20 protein-coding genes are annotated in these 23,944 nt (G+C 57.2%); 19 read left to right on the top strand and 1 reads right to left on the bottom strand.

All coding sequences use genetic code 11. The annotated features are described in order from the left end of the window. The 5 genes from ACFO1S_RS06805 to ACFO1S_RS06785 form a co-directional block, all read left to right on the top strand. The coding region (locus ACFO1S_RS06805; protein WP_378126478.1) for a hypothetical protein at positions 1 to 275 on the top strand (275 nt) is incomplete at its 5' end. 8 nt (positions 276 to 283) lie between these two features. After that, entirely contained in the window at positions 284 to 1,774 is a 1,491-nt protein-coding gene (gene yabN / locus ACFO1S_RS06800; RefSeq protein ID WP_204605254.1) for a bifunctional methyltransferase/pyrophosphohydrolase YabN, read from the top strand. A 184-nt stretch (positions 1,775 to 1,958) separates the two neighbouring features. Further along, positions 1,959 to 2,231 carry an HU family DNA-binding protein gene (locus tag ACFO1S_RS06795; protein ID WP_094048561.1) on the top strand — a complete coding sequence of 91 codons (273 nt, stop codon included), beginning with the start codon at positions 1,959 to 1,961 and terminating at the stop codon, positions 2,229 to 2,231. A 34-nt stretch (positions 2,232 to 2,265) separates the two neighbouring features. Then, a complete protein-coding gene (locus tag ACFO1S_RS06790; RefSeq protein ID WP_204605255.1) occupies positions 2,266 to 2,550 on the top strand; it encodes an RNA-binding S4 domain-containing protein in 285 nt (94 codons plus the stop codon). A gap of 413 nt (positions 2,551 to 2,963) precedes the next feature. Then, positions 2,964 to 3,419 (top strand): CHASE3 domain-containing protein, encoded by a 456-nt coding sequence (locus ACFO1S_RS06785; RefSeq protein ID WP_204605256.1) that lies wholly within the window; start codon positions 2,964 to 2,966, stop codon positions 3,417 to 3,419. A gap of 32 nt (positions 3,420 to 3,451) precedes the next feature. On the opposite strand, the gene ACFO1S_RS06780 is transcribed toward ACFO1S_RS06785, so the two are convergent. Beyond that, positions 3,452 to 9,055: an InlB B-repeat-containing protein gene (locus tag ACFO1S_RS06780; protein ID WP_204605257.1), complete on the bottom strand. Its 5,604-nt coding sequence runs from the start codon at positions 9,053 to 9,055 to the stop codon at positions 3,452 to 3,454. Positions 9,056 to 9,247: 192 nt separating this feature from the next. On the opposite strand from ACFO1S_RS06780, the gene ACFO1S_RS06775 reads away from it, so the two are divergent. The 14 genes from ACFO1S_RS06775 to nadA all read left to right on the top strand — a co-directional run bounded on the left by ACFO1S_RS06775 (position 9,248) and on the right by nadA (position 23,909). Beyond that, positions 9,248 to 9,874 carry a TetR/AcrR family transcriptional regulator gene (locus tag ACFO1S_RS06775; protein ID WP_378126480.1) on the top strand — a complete coding sequence of 209 codons (627 nt, stop codon included), beginning with the start codon at positions 9,248 to 9,250 and terminating at the stop codon, positions 9,872 to 9,874. A gap of 141 nt (positions 9,875 to 10,015) precedes the next feature. Continuing rightward, a complete protein-coding gene (locus ACFO1S_RS06770; protein WP_378126476.1) occupies positions 10,016 to 10,558 on the top strand; it encodes a hypothetical protein in 543 nt (180 codons plus the stop codon). 169 nt (positions 10,559 to 10,727) lie between these two features. Continuing rightward, positions 10,728 to 11,807, top strand: a complete 1,080-nt coding sequence (locus tag ACFO1S_RS06765; RefSeq protein ID WP_204605260.1) for a lactonase family protein — start codon at positions 10,728 to 10,730, stop codon at positions 11,805 to 11,807. An 88-nt stretch (positions 11,808 to 11,895) separates the two neighbouring features. Continuing rightward, positions 11,896 to 12,177, top strand: a complete 282-nt coding sequence (gene yabP, locus ACFO1S_RS06760) for a sporulation protein YabP (RefSeq protein WP_204605261.1) — start codon at positions 11,896 to 11,898, stop codon at positions 12,175 to 12,177. Then, positions 12,174 to 12,767, top strand: coding sequence for a spore cortex biosynthesis protein YabQ (gene yabQ, locus ACFO1S_RS06755; RefSeq protein WP_204605262.1), 594 nt, complete (start codon positions 12,174 to 12,176; stop codon positions 12,765 to 12,767). Before yabP ends, yabQ begins: the two co-directional genes overlap by 4 nt. Before the next feature lie 142 nt (positions 12,768 to 12,909). Beyond that, complete coding sequence (locus ACFO1S_RS06750) at positions 12,910 to 13,218, top strand: FtsB family cell division protein (RefSeq protein WP_204605263.1); 309 nt, start codon at positions 12,910 to 12,912, stop codon at positions 13,216 to 13,218. A gap of 126 nt (positions 13,219 to 13,344) precedes the next feature. Beyond that, entirely contained in the window at positions 13,345 to 13,788 is a 444-nt protein-coding gene (locus ACFO1S_RS06745; protein WP_204605264.1) for a S1 domain-containing RNA-binding protein, read from the top strand. Between the two features lie 409 nt (positions 13,789 to 14,197). Continuing rightward, positions 14,198 to 16,744, top strand: a complete 2,547-nt coding sequence (gene spoIIE, locus ACFO1S_RS06740; RefSeq protein ID WP_204605266.1) for a stage II sporulation protein E — start codon at positions 14,198 to 14,200, stop codon at positions 16,742 to 16,744. Positions 16,745 to 16,935: 191 nt separating this feature from the next. After that, positions 16,936 to 17,694, top strand: coding sequence for a vWA domain-containing protein (locus ACFO1S_RS06735; protein WP_204605267.1), 759 nt, complete (start codon positions 16,936 to 16,938; stop codon positions 17,692 to 17,694). Further along, positions 17,678 to 18,601, top strand: coding sequence for a serine/threonine protein kinase (locus ACFO1S_RS06730; RefSeq protein ID WP_204605268.1), 924 nt, complete (start codon positions 17,678 to 17,680; stop codon positions 18,599 to 18,601). Before ACFO1S_RS06735 ends, ACFO1S_RS06730 begins: the two co-directional genes overlap by 17 nt. 32 nt (positions 18,602 to 18,633) lie before the next feature. Further along, positions 18,634 to 20,052: a tRNA lysidine(34) synthetase TilS gene (tilS, locus tag ACFO1S_RS06725; RefSeq protein ID WP_378126473.1), complete on the top strand. Its 1,419-nt coding sequence runs from the start codon at positions 18,634 to 18,636 to the stop codon at positions 20,050 to 20,052. A gap of 58 nt (positions 20,053 to 20,110) precedes the next feature. Continuing rightward, positions 20,111 to 20,650, top strand: a complete 540-nt coding sequence (gene hpt / locus ACFO1S_RS06720) for a hypoxanthine phosphoribosyltransferase (protein WP_204605269.1) — start codon at positions 20,111 to 20,113, stop codon at positions 20,648 to 20,650. 90 nt (positions 20,651 to 20,740) lie between these two features. Continuing rightward, positions 20,741 to 22,738 carry an ATP-dependent zinc metalloprotease FtsH gene (gene ftsH, locus ACFO1S_RS06715; RefSeq protein ID WP_204605270.1) on the top strand — a complete coding sequence of 666 codons (1,998 nt, stop codon included), beginning with the start codon at positions 20,741 to 20,743 and terminating at the stop codon, positions 22,736 to 22,738. Between the two features lie 232 nt (positions 22,739 to 22,970). Beyond that, positions 22,971 to 23,909, top strand: a complete 939-nt coding sequence (nadA, locus tag ACFO1S_RS06710) for a quinolinate synthase NadA (RefSeq protein WP_204605271.1) — start codon at positions 22,971 to 22,973, stop codon at positions 23,907 to 23,909. The last annotated feature ends 35 nt before the right edge of the window (positions 23,910 to 23,944 follow it).

Genomic DNA, 23,944 nt, shown 5'->3' with positions numbered 1-23,944 from the left:
CCGGCGCTGCGCTGGCCGCGATGGCGGCTGCGGTCGCGCTGGCCGCGCTCGCCCTGGGCGCGCTCAGCGCCGCCCTGCCCGCGCGCGCGGCGGCCCTCCTCGTCGCCCTGCCGGGCGTCGCGCTCGGGGCCGCCGTCTTCGCCGCGGCGCTCGTCGCCCTGGGCGCCGTCGCTCCGCGCGAATGGCGCGAGCTGCCGGGCATATCCGGCACTCGCCTCGACGATTGGCTGCAACGCATTCATTCCCTGACTCATCGGGATAAGAAGGAAGGATGATTCTAGCTATGAAACCCTTGATTACGGTCGTCGGCCTGGGGTCCGGCGGGGAGGACCAGCTTACGCTGGGCACGCTTAAAGCTCTGGAGAGCGCTTCTCGCCGTTATGTGCGCACGGAGGACCATCCGGCGGTGGCCGACCTGAAGCTTCGGGGCATCGCGTTCGAATCGTTCGATCGCGTATACGAGAAGCAGGAATCGTTCGGCGAAGTGTACGAGATCATCGCAGCCGAGCTACTAGGCGCGGCCCTGAGCCGGCCCGGAAAGGCGCTCGTCTACGCCGTGCCCGGCCATCCGATGGTCGCGGAGCGGACCGTTCAGCTCTTGCGGGAGCGAGCGGAACCGGAAGGCGTGGAGCTCCGGGTGTTGGGCGGCGAGAGCTTCCTGGATCAGGCGTTCACTCGGCTGGGCTTCGATCCGATTGAAGGCTTCCAGCTGCTCGATGCCGCAGACCTTGCGCGCGAGCACCTGAGACCCAAGCTGCATACAGTGATCGGGCAGGTCTACGACGCTTATACCGCGTCGGAGGTGAAGCTGACGCTGATGAGCGTCTACCCCGACGACCATCCGGTCGTTGTGGGACAAGCTCTTGGCGTGGCAGGGCAGGAGAGCATCGTCCGTATTCCGCTGTATGAGCTCGATCGTCTTGAAGCCTACGGCAATCTGACGCTTGTGTATGTAGCCGCCAGCCGGGACGACAGGCTGCTCCGGCGCTCCTTCGAACGGCTGCACGAGATTGTCGCCATTCTGCGCAGCCCGGAAGGCTGTCCGTGGGATCGCGAGCAAACGCATCAGTCGATTCGGCGCAACTTCATCGAGGAGACGTTCGAGGCAATCGAGGCGCTCGACCTGGACGATCCGGACGGCATGAAGGAAGAATTCGGGGACGTGCTTCTTCAGGTTCTACTGCATAGCCAGATGGAGGAGGAAGAGGGCGCCTTCGACGTATTCGACGTGCTGGCCGAGCTGAACGACAAGCTGATCTTCCGCCATCCTCACGTCTTCGGAGGCAAGAACGCCCAGGACGCCGAAGCTGCGCTGGCCAATTGGGAGCAGATGAAAGCGGAGGAGAAGAAGCGCAAGGGCGTTCCCGAACGCCAATCGCTTCTGGATGGCGTGCCCAAGGATCTGCCGGCGCTGCCCCGAGCCCATAAGGTACAGAAGAAGGCGGCCTCCGTCGGCTTCGACTGGCCGGATCTGGACGGGGTGTTCGCCAAGATCGAGGAGGAGCTGACCGAGCTGCGGCGGGCGGTGAGCGAGGAATCCGCCGAACGTCAACGGGACGAGCTGGGCGACCTGCTGTTCGCCGTCGTGAACGCGTCGCGATTCATCAAAGCCGATCCCGAGGAAGCGCTGGCGGGAACCAACCGGAGATTCACGGAGCGATTCAGGTATATCGAAGATCAACTGCGTATAAACGGCAAAACCTTTGGGGAAACTGACTTGTTAGAGATGGAAGCTTGGTGGCAAGAGGCCAAAATGGTCTTCTCGCCTAAATAATGCCTAAAAATCGCCGATTTCCCCGTACTTTCTACCTATTTCGAGAATTTTTTTTAGGGAACGGCAGGATTTTTTTAGCAGGGGACAGAATAGTATCCATCGTGCATCAAAAAATCAACGTTTCCAGCCGCCGACCGGCAGCGGGAACGAATTAAAGTTCCAACCCTAGGAGGAATTCCGTACCATGAACAAAACAGACCTGATCAACAACATCGCAGACAAAAGCGGCTTGACTAAGAAAGACGTAGAATCCGTATTGAACAGCTTCCTGGGCGAAGTGACTGACGCTCTGTCCAAGGGCGACAAGGTTCAATTGATCGGCTTCGGCACTTTCGAAACTCGCAGCCGTTCCGGCCGCGTAGGTCGCAACCCGCAAACGGGCAACTCCATCACGATTCCAGCATCCAAAGTGCCAGCCTTCAAAGCGGGTAACAAATTGAAAGACGCTGTCAAGTAATACGGCGCTCTCCTGTTTGGAGCGTGGATTAAACATGCGTCTGGATAAATTCCTGAAGGTGTCGCGGTTGATCAAGCGGCGCACCGTCGCGAAGGACGTGTCCGACCAAGGGCGCGTTCTTCTGGGCGGTAGGGAGGCCAAGCCAAGCACTGCCGTCAAGGTCGGGGATGTGCTGGACATCCAGTTCGGTCAACGCACGCTGACGGTGCGGATCGAGCGCTTGACGGAGTCAACCCGCAAGGAAGACGTCGCCGGGTTGTATACCATTCTGAAGGAAGAGGTTCGCAAACGCGAGGACGATCCCTTCGGACTTCCATAACACGTAATAAACGGCGCAAGCCGCTCCCATTCATATGGAGCGGCTTGCGCCTTTTATATTTCATAGACTCTTACAAGGCTCTAACCCGACTCAGTCGGCGCATTACAATTAAAGTGCTCGAGTTAACGAACAAATTCATCCCGATCCGAATATTTTCGCGTTACATTTTGCCCAAAGCCTTTCCTATAATGAAGAAACGGAGTACATTCTAATTAAGGAAGGCGGGAATGTAGTAAAGAAAGGTGGCTTTGCTCGTCGGTCTAAGCTGATTTGGAAGCGCTTCCCTTCCGGCTCGGCAACTATGACGATGACTTTCTTATTTTCGGATTACAATTACAGAGTATTAGCATCGAAATAAATCCATTCAGCGGGCCGCCTGACGTCGGCGCGATCCGGGAGCGGGGGCCAACATCATGAGAAAAACGAAAACGGCCCGGCTGGCGTGGAAAAACTGGAAGCTGAGATACAAGCTGCTTGTCGCGTTTATTTATATCGGCATTATTCCGGTCATCTTGATCGGTTCTTTTTCGTTTCGGGCGAGTCAGAAGGTTGTGCTTTCCAACACGAAGCAGTACACGATGGAGATTCTCACGCAGATCAACAAAAATTTGACCGCCAAAATCGACGCCATCAACTCCGTGTCGCTCAGCATCGTCACGAACCAGCAGCTGCGCGCGAAGCTGAACGAAAGCGACGGGCTTCTGTTGGGAAAAAACCGGATGGAAATCGAAGGCTTTCTCCGCAATATCGTGATCAGCGCGGGCGACATTGGTGAAATTATTGTCATCCACAATAAGGGGAACAAATACTGGACGGGAGACGGCTATTTTGCACCCGAAGCCGAGACGCCGAGCCTGCTCGGCAAATGAAATAGAGTGAGCTTTATTTTGTCGGTTTCGGATCAGTCGAATCTTAACAGACTTGACTCAGTTGCTTTAACGATATCGTCGAGAGCCCAATGGCCGGCGGACACATCCCGCCATTTCGTCTTCTGTTCCGCAATGCTTCGCGCCTCGGTTCTGCCGGTCAGCCGATTAAACAAAGTCGCCGCCTCTGCCCGGGTCAACAGACGATCCGGATGGAAGCTGCCGCTGGCGTCGCCGATCATGAAGCCGGCGGCAGCCGCCGCGGCGATGCTCGACTCCTCGGGATGACCCTTCGCATCCGCGAAAGAGGCCTTCAAGCCTTGCGCGGACAGCCCTTTCCACCTGACGATAATCGCCGCCATTTCAGCTCGCGACACTTGCGCTGAAGGCTGAAATTTGCCATCCGCGTCTCCGCGCATGATGCCCGCTCCGCTCACCGCTGCTATCGCTTCGGCATGCCACTGTCCCGCTTTCACGTCCGCGAAGAGCTGCTCCGCTGCCGCATGTCCGAGGCCCTCCTCTTGCAAGAGTCGATGGAGGATCGCGGCGACCTCGGCTCTTGTTAGCAGGCCGTCCGGGTTGAAGCGGGTACCCAGGAATCCCGTCATGTACGCCGGAAGCTTCTTGGCTTTCAGCGTCAGGAGCGTCAGCGTGCCGGTTTCCCCTTCCGGAAGGATCGTTTCAAACGCGACAGGCTGTCCCTTGTCCCCGTAACGGACGCGTCCGCTCAGCATCTGCGATTTGCCGTCTCCGCCTACGAAATAAAACGACAAAGATGTCAGGAAAGAACGCTTGGCAGTCGCCCCCTTCGGCAGGATCGCCGATGTCAATGGAATGGATAATGCCTCCGAATTCCCGGTATGGACGAAATCGATGAGTAGCGGATCTCCGAGCGCTCTCGCCCCTTGGCCTTCCGTCGCTTGCTTCACCTCGTTCGAGCCGATGGCCCGGTTGACGGCCTTGTCGCGCGTTTCTGCGTCGGCGATGGGATCCAGAACAATCAGCAAATCCTTGCTCTGTGCCGCCGCAAGCGTTTGCTTCGAGACCGTTAACGTTGCGAACGAGGTCTCGACGGCCAGCGGCATGGATTTCAGCTTGTCAGCAGAGGCGGCGGGGATAAGGACGGTTAACTCGTCCGCCGGATTATCCGGAACATCGCCGATCATGATTTTGACGAGACGGCCTCCGTGAAGGGAGGCGTACTCCATGATTTTATCCGCCGTTGCCGCATCGAGCGTGACGCTGTCCTCCTGGTTTCCGTCGGCTCGCTCTAATCTTTTTACATCTATTTCGAAGCTGATCTCGTCCGTCCCGAGCACGTGTACGGCGGCTTGGCGTCCGGTTGCTTTGGGCTCGATCGTTCCGTCGGACGACGATATATATCCCCATTGCGCAAATAAGATCATGTTCTCGGTAATCTCCAGCGTATCTCCTTCGCGGTAACGCGTGCCGCTGCCGTCCGCAGCGGTATTCCAGCCTGTGAACCTGTAGTCGGGCTTCACAAGCGTGCCGCTGCCGAGCACGGTCACGGGGTCTGCGCCCGCATAGCTGTTACCGTCCAGCGGATGGTTGCCGTCCGTGGCTCCGTTGCCGTCGTAAATGACCGAGTACGTGTCGGACGGCGTCCATTGCGCGTACAACGTCACGTCCTCGGAGGCGATCGTCAGACTCGCCCCCGCCGCATAAGACGTTCCCGAGCCATCGGCCGCGGTGTTCCAGCCGGAGAACGAGTTGGCGAGGTTCGCCAACGTGCCTCTTCCGGCAACAGTTGCCGTCGTTCCGGACCAATAGTCGTTGTCGTCGACGGGCGCGTCGCCGCGGGTGTTGCCGTTGCCGACGTAGGAGATTGTATAGGTCGGATCTTTTGTCCATTGCGCATACAGTCCCAGATCTGCGGCGCCCATCGTGATGATCGCTCCGGGCGCATATGCCGTACCCGTGCCGTCGGCTTTCGTATTCCAACCGGAGAACGTGTACCCGAGGTACGTCAACGATCCTTTGGTCAGCAACGTGACGGAGGCTCCCGCCGCGTACGCATATCCGTCCGTCGGCTCGGCGCCTGCCGTCGCGCCGTTGCCGTTGTACGTCACCAAATAAGTGGGAATCAAGGACCATTTGGCGTACAGAACGACATCGTCGCCGATTTGGAGCGGGTCTCCGGGTAGGTATGACGAGCCGCCTCCATTTGGTTGTGTCGTCCACTTCTCAAAAATGTACCCCGTTCTCGCCAGCGAGTTCTGCGGCTGCACAGTTGCCCAATCGACTTTCAGGTATGCCGTCGAATCGATTGGCACCGTTCCTCCCGTCGCCCCGTTGCCGTCGTAAGAAACCATGTAGAGCGGCATCCACTGCGCGTACAGCGTCACATCCGCCGTTGCGATGGTTAATGGGTCTCCGACTTCAAAATCCGTGCCGCTGTCGTCGCGCTCCGTATTCCAACCACCAAACCTGAAGCCTTCGTTCACAAGCGTTCCGGCGCCCAATACCGACGCAACCTCTCCGGTCACATAGATACTGTCGTCGTCGAGCGGGCTGCCTCCCGTCGCGCCATTGCTGTCATAAGTGACGGAATATACGGGAACCGGCGTCCACTTCGCATAGAGCGTCACATCGTCGTCGGCGATCGTCAACCACTCGCCCGGAGCGATTGTCGGCCCTGTGCCGTCCTGCTGAGTCGTCCAGCCGGCGAATGTAAACCACTGTTTTTTGAGCGTCCCCGAGTCTTGGGCCTGAACCTGCACGCCAGACAAATATCCGCCCGAGTCGCTTGGGGCGCTGCCGCCGGTCGCGCCGTTGCCGTCGTAGATGACGGAGTAGGTGATGGCCGGCGTCCATTGCGCGTACAATCTGACGTTGGCGGGGGTCATAGTCATCGTCGATCCGGCCGAGTAATCGATGCCGCTGCCGTCGGCTTTCGTGTTCCAGCCCGCAAAGGCGAATCCGACTTGCGTCAAAGTGCCTTGGGAGGCAACGGCTACCGGGTCTCCGGTTAAATAAACGTCGGAGTCCGTCGGCACGCTCCCCCCCGTTGCTTCGTTGCCGTCATACGTGACGGAGTAGCCCGGTACGGCCAACCACATCGGATACAACGTCACATCCTCCGCCGGCATCGAAAAAGTCGCATTCTCGGCGTAGGAATCCCCGCTGCCGTCCTGCTGCGTATTCCAGTCGGCAAATACGAATCCGTCGTTCGTCAACGTTTCCGGCCCTAGCACTGTCACCATTGTGCCGGCCAAGTAGCTGTTGCCGTCGATTGGGGCGCTGCCGCCCGTGGCCCCGTAGACCGTATACGTAACCGAATAGGTTGGGGCGGGCGTCCATATCGCATACAGCGTCACGTCGGCAGCTCCCATCGCGAAGCTCGTTCCGGCCGCATAACTCGTTCCGCTGCCGTCGGCCTCCGTATTCCAGCCTGCAAAGTTGTCCGTTCCATTGACCAGACCAGCATTTGGTTGTACGGTAACGGATGCGCCGCTAGGGTAAAGGGCAGCGTCGGTTGGCGGCGCGCCGGTCGCTCCATTTCCGTCGTACGTTACCGAATAGGTCGGAACGGGGTTCCATATGGCGTACAGCATCACATTGCCCGACCCTATTGCGAACGTGGAGCCTGCCGCATAACTCGTTCCGCTGCCGTTAGCCGCCGTATTCCAGCCCCCGAACGTATATCCCGTTCTCATCAGCGTACCGCCGCCGAGCACCGTCACTGTCGCGCCTGCCGCGTAGCTGCCGCCGTCGACGGGAACGCCTCCGCTTGTGACGCCATTCCCGTTGTATATCACCTTATAGGTGGGAATCGGCGTCCATACCGCATACAGCGCCATATTAGCCGACCCCATTGCGAACGTGGAACCCGCCGCGTAGTTCGCGCCTGTGCCGTTGGCGGCCGTATTCCAGCCCCCGAATGTATATCCCGTTCTTGTTAGCGTTTCACCGCCGAGCGCCGTCACCGTCGAACCTGCCGCATAGCTTGCGCTATCCGTCGGAGCGGCTCCGGCCGTCGAGCCGTTGCCGTTATAAGCGACTTTATAGGCGGGGATCAGCGTCCACTTTGCATACAGCGTTACGTTCGCCGCTCCCATGGCAAACGTGGAGTTGGCTGCATAGTTCGTGCCGGTGCCGTCGGCCTTGGTATTCCAGCCCCCGAACGTATATCCCGTTCTCGTCAGCGTTCCGCCGCCAGGCACCGTCACCGTCGCGCCTGCCGCATAGCTTGCGCCGTCCGTCGGAGCGGTTCCGCCTGTGGAGCCGTTGCCGTTATAAGTCACCTTGTAGGTGGGGATCAGCGTCCATTTCGCATATAACGTCACATTGGCCGACCCCATCGCGAACGTTGCGCCTGCCGCATAGTTCGCGCCTGTGCCGTTGGCGGCCGTATTCCAACCGGCGAACGTATAGCCCGTCCTCGCGAGCGTACCGGCCGCATTCACCGTCACTGTCGCGCCAGTCGCGTAGCTGGAGCCGTCCGTTGGAGCGGCGCCAGCCGTCGAACCGTTTCCGTTATACACCACCTTATAGGTCGGATTGATCGTCCACTTCGCATACAACGTCACATTGGCTGTTCCCATCGCGAACGCGGCGTTAGCCGCATAGTTTGCGCCTGTGCCGTCAGCCTTTGTATTCCATCCGGCGAATGTGTATCCGGCTCTTGCCAGCGAACCCGCCGCCTTTGTCGTGACCGTCGCGCCAACCGGGTAAACCGCCGCATCCGCGGGCGGGCTTCCGCTTGTCGAACCGTTGCCGTTATAGGTCACCGAGTAGGTTGCCGGCGTCCACTGCGCGTACAACGTCAGGTTTGCATTCATCTTTACGGTCGATCCCGCAGCATAGCTCGTCCCCGTGCCGTTCGCCTGCGTGTTCCATCCGGCAAAATTATAACCCGTTCGCGTCAGCGTTCCGCTTCCCTGAACCGTTGCATTCGCTCCGGAAGCGAAGTAGGCCGTGCTGCCGCTTCCGCCGGTGTTGCCATTGCCGTTGTACGTCAGCCCGAAACCGGGTTGCACGTTCGCAATTGTGATATTGTCGATTTGAAGCTTCGAGGGCGCGACTCCTCCTGCGAACGACCACCAAATTCCTACCGTCACCACGTTGCCATAGTTGAAAGGCTTTCCGCTGTTTAACCAGCTCGATAGCTTTAAAGTACTTGTCGAGGATAGCGTTCTGTTCGTTTGACCGCTGCCATAATTGCTGACCGTGTCGATCACCGATCCGTTCTTGTCGTAGAAAGTCAAATTAAGAAAGTTCATCACGACGCCGTTCTGAGTCGAACGAATACCCAAATCCTTAAAGGTGAAGCTTCTGTTCACCGTTGTCCATTCCGCCTGAATAAACAGGTTTCCGGTCTGGTTGGCATCCGTCTGGCTGGCTGCTGTAATGCTCGTGCCGCTTTGCGCGAATCCGGTGGAGACTCTGAACTTGTCTCCGACTTTTCTGTAGCCGCCTTCGTTGGGACCGAGCGTTCCGCCGAAATCGTACGTGCCGTCCGTCGTCCCGTTGGAGACGGCGCCAGCTGTGCCCGGCATGGCAACCATGCACAGCGTTAAGGCGAGCAGCAGCAGAGATGCGCTTCTCATTTTCTCGCGAATAGGTGCCCCAATACCGCTCTTGCCAGCCTTCGTTACAACCTTTTTTGAGCTGATCATTGCGAATACTCCTCCTGCACACGAAGTGCTCCCAATCTAGCGGGCAGCCTTCAAATAATAGAATCAAACTGTACGGTTTGGTTTGATTATAGCACGCGTTTTGCCAAAATTATACGTTTGATTGACCCCTGCTGCGATTATATGGAATACTGATAGGAACTCTAATGAGCGCACGGAGGTGTTTCTGTGTCTATGACGAACCTGTCGCCGCGAGAGGCAGCCAAACGGAAACAAATTCTGGCGGCTGCCCGTCATTTGTTTCTATACCGGGGCTATGCGGGAACAAGCATGGACAGCGTCACATTGGAAGCCGGGATTTCCAAACAGACTTTATATCGCTATTACGATACGAAGGAGCGGCTGTTCGCCGATCTCCTGAGCGAAGTGATTCGGGAGCTTACGGAAGAAGAGCAGCCTGAGCCTGCAAGCTGGCCCGTTCCCGAGAATCGGGAGCAGTTGTACCGAATTCTGCTCACGATGGCTGATATGATCTCACGAAAGTTGAATGACCCTCAGTATATTTCGATTCTTCGCATTATTTTTTCAGAGGGCCCCCGGTTTCCCGAGCTCAGCGAAACGTTTCTCGCAGCGATCCCGAGAAGCACGGGACGGATGACGGATTTACTTCGGAGCTGTAAACGAAGCGGATTGGTGAAGCTGGACGAGAATGATGCGGAGATGTCGATGAAGATGTTCATTGGGCCGATTGTTTTCCACTCGGTCGTATACGGGCTAATCGGAGGGGAGTCCTCGCCTAATCTTCAGTCGGATCTGTCTTTGGAGCAACTATGCCGAATATATTTGGATTCCATCACGTAACACATCGGCTTTCGCAGGAGGGATTCTGCAGGCTCCCGGCGGTTTTCTCTGTTTTGCCTTAAATTCCACTACCTATTGGCATTTCTGCCTCTGCTTCTTATTTTTCTATTGAAAATGTTTCCGCTTATTGCCGGCGTTCGCATGGCCTTTACCGATGTGAAGCCGTTCAAAGGTATATTCGGGAGCGAATGGACAGGTTGGGCGAACTTCGAAGCGCTATTCGGTATGCCGGAATTCGTTAGCGTTCTAGGGAACACACTCGCGATCAAGCTCTCGTATATGGCCGTCGTCGGAACCGTATCTCTTGTGCTCGCGATCGCGTTGAGCGGAATTCAATCTGCCCGGCTACGGAATGCGTTCGTTCTCTTATTCTTAGTTCCCTATTTCATTCCGTCCACCGTCTTTGCGGACGTTGCGGCGTATCTGTTATCGCTGAAGCAATCGGTCTTTTCGATAGATAGCTTGCTTCTGGCCGATCCTGCTTACTTTAGGTTGGTCGTCTACCTGCTGGAGGCTCTGAAAACCTGCGGAATTCCCGTTCTTCTCGCGTTAGCCGCGATTCGGGCCTATCAATCCGATCATCGGATTTGCTCTCGGCTATATCAAGAAGAAGCAAGGCGTGAACTTCGTCGACTACTTGAACGAGGTCCGCATCGTACGGAAATACTGCTAAATGTTGTATAATAATGGGGGCGTTTCATAAGTTGGGTCATATAAGATGATCGATCAAGAAAAAGCGCATGTATCTCCCCCGGAGACTGCCTCATACGATCCTGAAATCACCTTTTAACGGTTCGTGCGACACTTTTACTTATGGGAAAGCCCCATTTCTATTCTAAAGGAGCAATAAGACATGACTAAAGCTCTCGAAATCTGGATCGGCGCATACAGCGCCAAGAACGAAGTGGGGATTACGAGGGCGGAGCTGCTGCCGGAGACGGCGGAGCTCGTCAAGACGGCAGAGTACGGAGGCATCGAAAATCCGTCGTTCCTTCGCATGAATAAAGCGGGCACGCGACTGTTCGCGGTCAGCGAGACCGGCGAGCATATCGATGTCGACGGAGACAAGGCGGAGGGCGGCCAACTGGCTTCGTTCCCGATCGAAGCCGATACCCGCAAGCTGGGGCCTGGCCAATATCATCCCACTCACGGGGCCGACCCTTGCCATGTGACGCTTGCCGGAGCGGAGGATTGGCTGGCCGTCTCCAATTATAGCGGGGCTTCCGTCATGATGTATCCGATTCGCCCCGATACGCGCCCGGGCCCGCCTTCCATCCGGTTCCGTCATACGGGCTCCGGTCCGAATGCGGCGCGGCAGGAAGGGCCTCACCCGCATTCGGTGACGTTCAGCCCGGATGGTCAATACTTGTTCGTAGCCGACCTGGGGATGGACAAGATCATGGTCTATACCCGAGGACCGGAAGCCCATGAATGGACCGCCAGCGATGCCGTATCGCTGGAGCCGGGAACGGGTCCCCGCCATCTTGCCTTTCATCCGTCCGGCCAAGCCGTATACGCGCTCAACGAGCTGGACGGCACGGTAACGCGGTTTGCGTATCCCGAGCCGGGCAAGCTGGTTCGTCAGGAGACGGTGTCGACCCTCCCAGCCTCCTTCACCGGGGAAAATACGTGCGCGGAAATTGCAGTCTCCCCGGATGGCCGATTCGTCTATGCCTCCAATCGGGGCCATGACAGCATTGCCGTGTTTCGCCTGAACGAAGGAACGAGTGAGCTGCAAGCCTCGGGACATGTCTCCACAAGAGGCAAGACGCCGAGAAACTTCTCGTTGTCCCCGGACGGCCAATGGCTTGTTGCCGCCAATCAGGACTCGGATTCGGTTATTTTGTTCAAGATCGAGCCTCAATCCGGACTGCCGATCTTTGCGGGAGCCGAGCTGACGGTTCAGAGGCCGGTGTGCGTCCTAATCCGTTAGCTCTCTCCGCATTCGATCCTCATTGCCGGCAGTTCTAATTCGCGTCCCCTGCCCATAGGCTAGTCTTAAAGGCAAGGAGGGACGTGCCATGGAACACCAGAAGGGTGCCAAGCATCAGGAAGTCCGGATGTTGAATCGCAAATCGCTCGACATTACGGGCGTCAGCAACGTGGAAAGCTTCGACAACGAGGAATTTCTGTTGGAAACGGAGTGCGGCTTTCTGACCGTTCGCGGACAGCATCTGCATATGAAGAACTTGAGCCTGGAGCAAGGGTTGGTCTCCATTGAGGGCGCCATTCACTCCTTGGTCTATCTGGATGGCGGCGGCGGAACCAAATCCAAGGGCCTGTTCGGGAAGCTGTTCAAGTGAGTGCTGCGGCGCAAGGCATGACGATCGCCTCCATGATGCTGTGCGGACTCGTCATGGGGCTGGCTTTCGACGTCTATCGCGTCGCCTCCCATCGGTTTCACGTAGCCCGCTGGCTGCTGCCCGCGCTCGATGCGGCTTACTGGGCTGCCGCGACCCTGGGCGTGTTCGCCGTTCTGCTGGGCAGCAATCATGGCGAGGTCCGGTTGTACGTGTTTCTTGGCTTGGGCATCGGGGTGACGGGTTACTTCGGCCTGTTCAGCCAATGGGTGGTCAAGCTTTCCGGTTATCTGATCGATTTCCTCAAATCGCTGTTTCAGTTGGCATGGAAGCTGGTTAATACAATAGTGATCGTCCCTTTCCTGTGGCTTGTTCGCCTGCTTGCCAAGCTGTTGGATGTGCTGTTCATCGTAACGGCGGCAGTGGTGCTATGGCTTGGCAAGCTGCTGTTCAAGCCGCTGCGCGGGACGGGGCGCTGGATGTGGGCGCGGCTCCTTCCCGTCAGAAGGAAGCTGGAGCCCGTGGGCCGTGCGTTTCAGAGAATGAAGGACAAGGCCAGGCAAATTCGGGATATCTTCGGCAAGAAGCCATAGATGGCCTCTGTTCGACAGAATCTGCTCCGTAATGCCTGCATAATTTGAATCGCAAGATGGATATTTTGGCCTTGGGACCTATGCTATAATGGTTGCGTCTCTCTATTTTGAGGCGTACGAAGCTTGGGAAGGAGGCATCGGATTGTCTTCACGTACAACGACCGCGAAGCCCGCAGCGGCAGGGGCGCGCAGAAGGTTGAAGCTGTTGCTCTTTGTTATCGTGCTGTTTATGAGCTGGGCCGTCTATGTTCTTATCTCGCAATACGCCCAGATTAACGATCGTTCCGGTCAATTGGAAGAAGCCAATCGCAATCTTTCCGATGCCCAAGCCAAGAACGACGAACTGGAGCTGCAGATCGCCCGCTTGAACGATGACGAGTATATCGGACAGATCGCTCGCAAGGAATACGGACTGGGTCTGCCCGGAGAAGTACGCATCGAAACAAAATAAGTTCGCAGAATAAGCCAGAGGTAGTCTAACGTCAGTTGACCTCGCTTCCGCTTGTCGTTTATAATTTTCATAACCGGACTCCGAGAGTCTGGGCATAATTAGGTTCAGGGAGGAACATCCGTTTTTATGGCCATCGAAGTGGGAACCAAACTGGAGGGCAAGGTTACCGGCATTACGCATTTCGGAGCGTTCGTAGATTTGACGGGCGGGGTTACAGGACTCGTTCATATTTCCGAGATCGCGGACAGCTATGTAAAAGACGTTCACGAGCATCTTAAGATCAATGACATGGTTACGGTCAAGGTCATCAACGTCGATAAGGACGGGAAGATCGGCCTATCCATTCGTCAAGCTGTGGACAAACCGCCGGAACAGCAACAAACGCAGCAATCGCAACAACGAGGACCGCGCGATCGTGGTGGTCGTCCCTCCAAACCAGGTGGGTTCGGAAGGTCTCCCTCTTTTGATGACAAATTGTCTCGCTTCCTCAAGGACAGTGAAGAACGAATTTCTACTCTTAAGAAAAGCACGGAATCCAAACGCGGCGGACGCGGCGGGCGTCGTTCGTAAGATATAAGCAATGCGTAACCTTCAAGCCGGGCCTTCGGGACCCGGCTTTGCTGTGCGTTGCGGCCAATGCGTCGATGCTTTCTTCCGCCGCACCGCAACCATTCGCGTCCATCCGGCATGCGCGCGCGATTCGCGTCTGCGGGCCAACGGCAAAGAGCGCCATCCCCCGTCGGATGAGCGCGTTTTTTCGTTGTCGCAATAGACGGGAATGACGGTTCGAATCGGTCGCCGAGCATAGGCCCAAGCCATGGGCCGCCTACGCTTCGCAGATTCGCGCAGCTTCTCGCCAGGCCGAGCCCGGAACCTGTCGGAAAAAACTTTTCGCTCGCCAACCGTTTCTGACAAACTTCATGAAGGCCCCCCCCTATAATTAAGAACACAATTCAATCTGGTAAATGGGGTGTGCATCGTGGACAAGCCGTCAGTCGTTCCTTTCGTACCGCGTACGGGGGCGGGTCCTTCCCTTGTTCCGGGACAAGGGCGCAAGAAATGGTATCAGAAGCGGAGATCTACCGAGAAAGCGCGATCCGGGGATCTTGCCGGGAAGCCTTCCAGACCGCTTAGATGGATCAAAGCGATACGGGAGCAGCAATGGGTACTCTTGATGATTGGAGTCGGCTTCCTCCTCGGGAGAGCGTCCATGCTGGAGGGGATTACGCCATTCGCGGCGGCTTTCTTCGGAGTGGTGCTCTACCTGCGCAAGGACATGGCTTTCTGGGCGATGCTTTCTCTCGCAGCGGGCAGCTTCTGGGCTATTGAACCGATGCCTGCAGTCATCTGCGCCGAGATGGGCGTGATCTATCTTCTCTATCGGGCATTGGTTCTCTATGAGAAGGCCGAGCTGTCCCAAGCGCCTGTCGTCGTATTCGCCTCCACATTGCTTGTTAAGCTCTTCGCTGCTCTGCTGGGAACCGATACGGGCTGGATGCCGTATTTGCTGACGCTTGTAGAGGCGGGCCTTGCGTTTGTACTGACCTTGCTTTTCGTTCATGCCCTGCCCGTGCTGACGAAGACAAGGAAGTCGCCGGAGCTCCGCCACGAGGAGTGGATCGGCATCCTCATTCTCCTTGCCTGCCTGCTCACGGGCTTGACAGGCTGGTCCGTCTACGGCGTAGCTCTGGCAGGCGTTCTGTCCCGTTATATCGTTGTGCTTACGGCGTTCGCGGGGGGGCCGGCGCTCGGCACCTCGGCAGGCGTTGTCGCCGGCATGATTCTGAGCTTGTCCGATCTGGGCGCAACGTCGGAGATCGGGCTGCTGGCCTTCGGGGGACTGATGGCCGGACTTCTGCGGGAAGGGGGCAAGGCCGCCTCCGTGTTCGGACTGTTGCTGGGCACCTCGGTGTTCGCCTTGTTCGGTACGATAAGCGGCACGATGGCTTCAACCTGGGCAACGGTCGCATCGTCGGCGCTGCTGCTGCTAACTCCGCGCGCGGTAGCGGATTCCTTGTCCCGATTCGTACCGGGTACTACAACCTATGCGCAGCACCAGCACGATTATGCCCAGAAGGTTAGAGACTTGACGGCAGAGCGGGTGGAGAAATTCTCCGAAGTCTTCCGGCAGCTTTCCCGAAGCTTCCGCCAGATGACTCAGGCCGGGGATAAGGATATCCAGACCCGCGACTTCGACCAGTTTGTTAGCGAGGTTCACCAGAGGGCCTGCTCCGGCTGCCACCGGAGAGCGCTGTGCTGGGACGGGCAGTTCATCCAGACGTACAAGCTGATGACCGACATGATGACGGCTGTGGAGCATAACCCCGATCTCATGCCTGCCGACATGCCCAAGTCCTGGAGCAGATCCTGTGTGAAGACGCCGCTCGTGCTGGATGTGCTTAAGCGCCAGTACGAGGTGTACCGGCATGATCAGCACTGGCGCCAGCAGCTGCAGGACAGCCGGTTTTTGGTTGCCGACCAGCTATCTGGAGTGTCGCAGGTCATGGACGATTTGGTTAAGGAAATCCGTCGCGAAGCCAAACAGATGGAGGCTCAGGAGAGGCAAATCCGGGATGCCCTTGAGCATCTGGGGCTGGCGATTCAATCCATAGATATCATAAGCCTGGAGGAGGGACATATCGATATTGAGATGGTGCATGCTTTCCGCACCGGCTACGATGAATGCCGCAAGATGATCGCGCCGATTCTGACGGAAATTCTCGGGGAGACGGTGACGGTGAGCGGGGAAAGGAGCGGGGAGCCCGCCGCGCATTTAAGTACGGTTACATTTGCTTCGGCTAAGCTTTACGAAATAGAGACGGGAGTGGCGGGAGCCGCGAAGGACGGAGACCTGCTGTCGGGAGACAGCTTCAGCACGGTCGAGCTCGGCAACGGCAAGTTCGCGGTCGCGCTCAGCGACGGCATGGGCAACGGAGTGCGGGCGCGCATGGAAAGCAGCGCGGCGTTATCGATGCTGGAGCAGCTGCTGCAATCGGGCATCGACGAGCGATTGGCGGTGAAGTCGGTGAACTCCATTCTGCTGCTTCGTTCGCCGGAGGAGATGTTCGCCACCGTCGATCTGGCGCTGATCGACTTGTACACCGCGCATGCGACGATGCTTAAGATCGGTTCGACGCCGAGCTTTATTAAGCGGGGAAGGGAGATCATCCCGATTGCGGCGAACAATCTGCCAATCGGGATTCTGCAAGATATCGAGATCGATTTGCTGCAGGTGCAGCTCCAGCCGGGCGATACGCTGATCATGATGACGGACGGGATTCTGGACGCGCCCGGCCATGCGATCAATAAAGAGCTGTGGATGAAGCGGGTGCTTCAGGAGCTGGAGGAGGAGGAGCCGCAGGATATTGCGGAAGCTCTGCTGGACACGGCATTGCGCCAGCACCCCGGAGGGGTGAAGGACGATATGACCGTTGTCGTCACGCGAATAACCCGTCGTCAGCCGGAATGGGCGGCCTTCCGCTGGCCGGGACTTAACCGTCTGGAGCGTCCGAGGACCGTAAGCTAGTCCGACGATAGCGGCAACTCAAGCCATACAGACGATCGAGCAAGAAGCCTCCGCTGGCCGGAAGGCTTTTTTGCTATGCGCGGCGTCTACTTGCGCCTAACGCTTCGGAGCGGCCAACATCGCTGGGTTAAATCTCGCATTCCTTGGCGACACTCTTACTAGATGCTAGAAATCTAGAAGGAGTGGTGGGAATGAAGCAAATATTGCTCATTACGGATGGGGGCTCGAATGTCGGAGAAAGCCCGGTTGCGGCGGCTGCGCAGGCTTTCGCAGAAGGCATAACGGTGAACGTCGCAGGCGTCGTGGATGAGGGCGCGATCGGGGAATACGGAGAGGCGGAGATTGCCGAGATTGCCCGCGCGGGCGGGGGGATTAGCCGGATCGTGACGAGTCGGCAGCTGTCCCGCACGGTGCAGATGATGACGCGGCAGACGGTTGCCGGAACGATTCGCCAGGCAGTGAATCAGGAGCTGCGGCAGCTGTTCGGCGTGAACGATGTCGGCGCCTTGCCGCCGCCCAAGCGGAGCGAAGTCGTGAAGGTCATGGAGGAGATGGAAGAGACGATGTCTCTCTCGGTTGCGCTGCTCATCGATGCCAGCGCGAGCATGAAGCCGAAGCTGCACGCGGTAGAGGAGGCCGTTCGGGATCTTGCGCTTAGCCTGCAGGCCCGCACCGGAAGAAGCCGTGTCGCCGTGTTTCATTTTCCGGGAGACTCCCAGTACGCCTATTGCGTCCGGGACGCCGGGTGGCTGACGAATGCTTCGAGCATCGGCTCCCTGTTCGGGAAAATCCGGATGCGAGGCACGACCCCGACAGGACCGGCCCTTCTGCAAGTCGTTGATTATATCCGTGAAACTTGTGGTAAAATAAGCGAAATAGAGCTTGCGGACGCGTCGGGAGGGATTTCAAGGCCCGAGTCGATTGAGGTGCGGAGTGACAACGTCATCTGATAAAGACCTATTGGCCAGAGGCACGGAAATACGAGGCACGTGGAACGGCAGGCGCTACCGGCTGGAGCGTCTGCTCGGTCTGGGAGCGAATGGCCAGGTGTATTTGGCGTCCTCGGGCAGCCGCGCTTCCTGCGCGGTCAAGATCGGGCACGAAGCGGCGGAGCTGCAAGGGGAGGTCAATATTTTGTCCTCCCTGGACAGCTCGGAGAAGGGAAGGCCTCCGTTCTTATTGGATGTGGATGACGCCGTTATCGGCAATCGGAAGGTTCCCTTCTACGTGATGAAGTATGTGCCCGGTGTGCCGCTCAGAGCTTACTTGAAGCAGCATGGCGCCCACTGGATGGGCGTCATCGGCTATCGGCTGCTGGAGAGGCTGGCTCAACTGCATGAAGCGGGCTGGGTATTCGGCGATATCAAGAGCGACAACGTTCTGGTCGGCGAATATGGTCGCGTGGAGCTGGTCGACTATGGCGGCGTCACGGCTATCGGCCGCAGCGTACGCCAATTCACCGAAATCTACGACCGCGGCTACTGGTCTGCGGGCAGCCGCGTAGCGGACCCGGGGTACGATTTGTTCTCGTTCGGCGTGCTGTGGCTGCACGCGCTGGACGGAAAGCGTCTGGTTCAATTGAACGGAACGCTCATTCCCCAGAATCGCCATCCGCGCGAGCTGCTCAAGCTGGTCAGAAGCAATCCTCGGCTGCAGCCGCTGGAGGACTGGATGGAGAAGGCGCTGATGGGTCGATTCGAGAATGCCAGTCAATCCGTTAGGGAATGGCGGGAAGCCGTTCGGGGAACGCAAAAGCCCAAAGCCGCCGAGGATCGGGTGCCGACATGGATGGCAGGACTTCTCGGTGCGGCCATTGTCATTAGTACGGCGGTTGCGGCGGTCTGGCTGCTGCAATAAAGCGTTTGCGGGCTGGGAAAGGAGCGGTGAAGGTGCGGCCGCAGGAGGAATGGGTAGGAGAGTTCGGGCATAGAGCCCGTGCGGACGGCTGGTGGCGAGACGGAGCGACCGTCGTTGCGGCGGTATCCGGCGGACCGGATTCCATGGCGCTTCTGCACTTGCTGAAGGGGCTGGCGGACGGAGAGCCGGGGAGAATCGTCGTCGCTCATGCGAACCATCAGTTTCGCGGCGCGGAGTCGGATGCCGAAGCGGAGCTGGTGAGGCGGACCACTACGGAGTGGGGCATGCCGCTTGAGACGGTTTGTCTGGGCATGCCGGAGTTCCTTGCGGAGACGGGGATGAACGCCCAGAGCGCAGCGAGAGAGAAGCGTTATGGTTTCTTAATGGACGTATCGAAGAAATACGGCGCCGGCTGTCTCCTGACGGCCCATCATGCCGACGATCAGGCCGAGACAGTGTTGATGAGAGTGATTCGGGGGACGGGGATCGGAGGCTTGGCGGGCATTCGTTATCGCCGAGGGGAACAACAGTTGGAACTGATTCGCCCCTTGCTGCGTATTACAAAATGTGAGCTTCTTGATTACTGCAAGCGAAACGGGGTGCCTTACGCGGTTGATAGCAGCAATGTCGACCGTCATTACTTCCGTAACGCCGTCCGGCTGGACCTGATGCCGCTTCTGGAGCAATATAACCCTAGGTTGAAGGAGTCGCTGACCAGGCTGGCGGACATGGCGGCAGCGGATGACGATTATATGGAAGAGCAAACCCTTCGCGTTTTCCGCGAGGCGGTCTTCCCTTCGGGGGAGGGCTTCCGGTTGGAGCGACGACGGTTCCGCGGCCTTCACGTCGCTTTACAACGCAGATTGATTAAATTAATATTAAACTGTTCTTCAAACCCGCGCCAAATGCTGGATTTCCGGCAGGTGGAGGAAGTTCTCGCCGCGCTTGAGCAAGAGCGCCCCACGACCTTGTTGTTGGATATCGGGGACGGCTGGGTAATGAGAAGGGAATATGAAGAAGCGTATATCGGACCCGCAGAGTCGGCGCCGATGCGCTTTGCGTATATCGTCACGGAAGCGACGGATAAGATTGCGATTGAAGAAACGGGGGCTCTCGTCAAGCTGGAGAGGATGGACGGAGCGATTCGGGGAGTACGGGACAATCGCGATGAAGCCTGCTTCGATGCGGACAGCCTGGAATATCCGCTCCGGATTCGCAATCGGCTGCCGGGCGATCGCATGCGGCCCTACGGACTAAACGGCACCAAAAAAGTGCAAGATATGTTCGTCGATGCCAAAGTTCCGCCCACTCTTCGCGATAAGCTGGCGCTGCTGGTCGACGCGGAGGGACGCGTACTGTGGATTCCGGGAATACGCCGCTCGGGACATGCTCTTGTAGGCGGAGCCACCCGAAGGACACTGCGTGTCTCGTACAGTGCCCCCGAAAACTAGGGCATGATCGGAGTAAAGCAATCATACCGTGTAATAATCTCATTGGGAGGCACCTTTCTTGCACAACGACATTCAGGAAGTTCTTTACTCGCAAGAAGCGATTCATCAGAAGGTAACGGAGCTTGGAGCGGCGATCAGCCGCGATTACGAAGGGCGCAATCCGCTGGTGATATGCGTGCTGAAGGGCGCTTTTATTTTTATGGCGGACTTGTCCAAGAACATCAGCATTCCGATCGAGCTGGATTTCATGGCGGTATCGAGCTATGGCAATTCCACGAGATCCTCGGGCGAGGTCAAGATCGTCAAGGATCTGGACGTCTCCGTCGACGGTCGGGACGTGCTTATCGTAGAGGACATTATCGACAGCGGACTGACTCTGAGCTATCTTATTGACGTGCTGGAGCGTCGGAACGCATTGTCCGTCAATGTCGTGGCTTTATTTGACAAGCCGGGCCGCCGTACGGTCGATCTTAACGCCGATTATACCGGCTTTACGATACCGGATGCGTTCGTCGTCGGATACGGGCTGGATTACGCGGAGAAATACCGCAACCTGCCCTACGTCGGCGTGCTGAAGCCGGAGATTTACTCAAGCTAGCTCTCGTCGCCCACAACGCGGCGGGATAAGATTGTGATGCCAAGACAGGCTATGTTAAAATGATGTGAGCGTGTCGAGAGGAGGTCGGGGATGAATCGGTTCATCCGGAACACAGGCTTTTACTTACTTATCTTTTTGGTGACTGTCGGGATCGTTCAGTTTTTTATCGGCAAGCAAGATACGACGAAGGAACTGAGCTATAACGAGCTCGTCGTCGCTGCTCAACAGGGCAACGTTCAGAAGATGACGATCCAAGTTCAGAGCGGAACCTACCTGGTTACAGGCGAATTCAAGCCTAAAGCCGGTCAAGAAAAAGGCGAGACCTTCATGGGCCGCGCACCCCTGGCTGACTACGTAATGGAACAGTTTACGCAGACAGGGCTGGAAAAGAATTACGAGGTCATTTCGAAGAAAATGCCGGGACAAAGCTTCTGGCTGACATTCTTAACTTCCATCATTCCGTTTATCATTATGTTCGTACTGTTCTTCTTCCTGATCAATCAGGCGCAGGGCGGCGGCGGCAAAGTGATGAATTTCGGCAAGAGCCGCGCCCGTCTTTATAATGAAGAGAAAAAGCGGGTCACGTTCGAGGATGTCGCCGGAGCGGATGAAGAGAAGCAGGAACTGGTCGAGGTTGTCGAATTCCTGAAGGACCCTCGCAAGTTTGCCGCGCTTGGCGCGCGCATTCCGAAGGGCGTGCTCCTCGTGGGGCCTCCGGGTACCGGTAAAACATTGCTTGCCCGCGCGGTTGCGGGTGAAGCGGGCGTTCCGTTCTTTACGATCTCCGGTTCGGATTTCGTGGAAATGTTCGTCGGCGTCGGCGCATCGCGGGTTCGCGATTTGTTCGAGAACGCGAAGAAAAACGCGCCTTGTATCATTTTTATCGACGAAATCGATGCCGTCGGCCGTCAGCGGGGCGCAGGCCTCGGCGGCGGACACGACGAGCGCGAGCAGACCCTGAACCAATTGCTGGTCGAGATGGACGGCTTCGGGGCGAACGAGGGAATTATTATCGTAGCCGCGACGAACCGCCCGGATATTCTGGATCCTGCATTGCTGCGTCCAGGCCGTTTCGACCGTCAGATCACGGTCGACCGTCCAGACGTGAAGGGCCGCGAAGCGGTGCTGAAGGTGCATGCGCGCAACAAGCCTCTGAGCAAAGACGTGCGTCTCGGCACGATTGCCAAGCGGACAACCGGGTTTACCGGGGCAGATCTGGAGAACTTGCTTAACGAAGCGGCATTGCTGGCGGCAAGGCGCAACAAGAAGGACATCGCCATGCAAGAGGTCGATGAGGCGATTGACCGGGTTGTGGTCGGCACCGAGAAGAAGAGCCGCGTCATCAGCGATCGGGAGAAGCGTATCGTAGCCTACCACGAAGCGGGACATACGATTGCGGGATTTTTCCTGGAGCATGCGGATACGGTTCACAAGGTTACGATCATTCCTCGCGGCCGCGCGGGCGGCTACGTCATCATGCTGCCGAAGGAAGACCGTATGCTGGTTACGAAGCAGGAGCTGTTGGATAAAGTTACAGGCCTGCTTGCGGGCCGCGCCGCGGAAGAAATCTTCATCGGGGAAATCGGTACGGGCGCATACAGCGACTTCAAGCAAGCCACAAGTATCGTACGTGCCATGATTATGGAATACGGCATGAGCGAGAAGCTCGGGACGATGCAATTCGGCAGCTCTCAGGGACAGGTCTTCCTTGGCCGGGATATCGGACACGAACAGAACTATTCCGATAAGATCGCGTACGAGATCGATCAAGAGATGCAGAGCATTACACGCGATTGTTACGATCGCGCCAAGAAGCTGCTGACCGAGAAGAGCGAAGAGATGCACCTGATCGCGAAGACGCTGCTGGATGAGGAGACGCTCGATCTGGATCAGATCAAATCTCTGATCGAGAAGGGCACGTTCATTGCAGCGGACGGAGAAGGCTCGGGCGGAGAAGAATCCAGGGGCGAGCCGGTGGTAGACACGCTGGGCAACGTCAAGGTACGGATTCAAACCCGCGACGACGAGCCATTGTCTACCGGACTGGATCTTCGCAAGGACGACGGCTCCGAAGAGCCGAAATCCTAACAGGCGAACGTGGAATAACGGGATGCTCCCGCGCCGTGAGGCGCTTGGGCATCCCTTTTTTTGTGCCAATATCAGAAAGAAAAGCCTTTGCGATCAATTGACAGCCTTACTTGGCAAGTGTAAATTAAATGTTAATGAACGAAGTCCTTTTCGTTCACAATAAAGACAACATCCCCGCCAGGTTTGTGCTTTCATTCACAAATCACCGGTACTTCTAGGGAGGAGATTTTGCATGGAGGCCTTGGCACTAGAGCGTAAAGCCGAACAGAACCGTGAGCTTCGCGAAAGGCTTGCACAGCTCAAGAAAGAACGCAATGCCATTATTCTCGCTCATTATTATCAGCGCGATGAAATACAGGAGGTGGCCGATTTTCGCGGGGATTCGTTTCTTCTCGCGCAGAAGGCCGCTTCAACGGACGCCGACGTCATCGTTTTTTGCGGCGTGCATTTCATGGGAGAAAGCGCCAAGATTCTTGCTCCGCACAAAACGGTGCTCGTCCCGGACGAGCGTGCGGGCTGCCCGATGGCCGATATGGTCAATCCGATCGGCTTGCGGGAATTAAAGGCCAAGCATCCCAACGCGAAGGTCGTCACGTATATCAATTCCTCCGCCGACGTGAAAGCGGAGACCGATATTTGCTGTACGTCCGCCAATGCCGTCCAAGTCGTCAATTCGGTCGATTCCGACGAGATTATCTGGTGTCCGGACAAAAATCTGGGTCATTACGTCTCCCAGAAAACCGACAAGAAGATGATCATCTGGGAAGGCTATTGCAACACCCACGATATGCTGACGATTAAAGACGTGGAAGAGATGCGGGCGAAATATCCGAATGCGCAGTTCGTCGTGCACCCGGAATGCCGTCCCGAGGTCGTCGAGATGGCGGACTTCGTAGGAAGCACGACCGGCATTTTGAAGTATTGCCGGGAGTCGAGCCATAAGGAATTTATCGTCGGAACGGAGGACGGAACAGGCTATCAGCTTCGTCTGGACAGCCCGGACAAATCCTTCCACTTCGCATCCAAGTTTCTCGTCTGCCCCAACATGAAGGTGAACAACCTGAAGAAGGTCGTCAGAGCGTTGGAAACGATGCAGCCGGAAATCTATGTGCCGCAGGACGTTGCGGACAAAGCCCGTTTATCGTTGGAGCGCATGCTGCTGGTGAAGTAACCGGAGGCTTGCGCTACTCTATTGTCAAGTGGGGA

The sequence above is a fragment of the Cohnella boryungensis genome (assembly GCF_042651945.1).
GTDB lineage: Bacteria > Bacillota > Bacilli > Paenibacillales > Paenibacillaceae > Cohnella > Cohnella boryungensis.
This window is presented reverse-complemented; position numbering and strand designations above follow the sequence as displayed.

What these genes read in the sequence shown, in the direction of transcription:
- yabN (WP_204605254.1), top strand. Translation starts at nt 284, where the DNA reads ATGAAACCCTTGATTACGGTCGTCGGCCTGGGGTCCGGCGGGGAGGAC.
- ACFO1S_RS06795 (WP_094048561.1), top strand. Translation starts at nt 1,959, where the DNA reads ATGAACAAAACAGACCTGATCAACAACATCGCAGACAAAAGCGGCTTG.
- ACFO1S_RS06790 (WP_204605255.1), top strand. Translation starts at nt 2,266, where the DNA reads ATGCGTCTGGATAAATTCCTGAAGGTGTCGCGGTTGATCAAGCGGCGC.
- ACFO1S_RS06785 (WP_204605256.1), top strand. Translation starts at nt 2,964, where the DNA reads ATGAGAAAAACGAAAACGGCCCGGCTGGCGTGGAAAAACTGGAAGCTG.
- ACFO1S_RS06780 (WP_204605257.1), bottom strand. Translation starts at nt 9,055, where the DNA reads ATGATCAGCTCAAAAAAGGTTGTAACGAAGGCTGGCAAGAGCGGTATT.
- ACFO1S_RS06775 (WP_378126480.1), top strand. Translation starts at nt 9,248, where the DNA reads ATGACGAACCTGTCGCCGCGAGAGGCAGCCAAACGGAAACAAATTCTG.
- ACFO1S_RS06770 (WP_378126476.1), top strand. Translation starts at nt 10,016, where the DNA reads ATGGCCTTTACCGATGTGAAGCCGTTCAAAGGTATATTCGGGAGCGAA.
- ACFO1S_RS06765 (WP_204605260.1), top strand. Translation starts at nt 10,728, where the DNA reads ATGACTAAAGCTCTCGAAATCTGGATCGGCGCATACAGCGCCAAGAAC.
- yabP (WP_204605261.1), top strand. Translation starts at nt 11,896, where the DNA reads ATGGAACACCAGAAGGGTGCCAAGCATCAGGAAGTCCGGATGTTGAAT.
- ACFO1S_RS06745 (WP_204605264.1), top strand. Translation starts at nt 13,345, where the DNA reads ATGGCCATCGAAGTGGGAACCAAACTGGAGGGCAAGGTTACCGGCATT.
- ACFO1S_RS06735 (WP_204605267.1), top strand. Translation starts at nt 16,936, where the DNA reads ATGAAGCAAATATTGCTCATTACGGATGGGGGCTCGAATGTCGGAGAA.
- ftsH (WP_204605270.1), top strand. Translation starts at nt 20,741, where the DNA reads ATGAATCGGTTCATCCGGAACACAGGCTTTTACTTACTTATCTTTTTG.
- nadA (WP_204605271.1), top strand. Translation starts at nt 22,971, where the DNA reads ATGGAGGCCTTGGCACTAGAGCGTAAAGCCGAACAGAACCGTGAGCTT.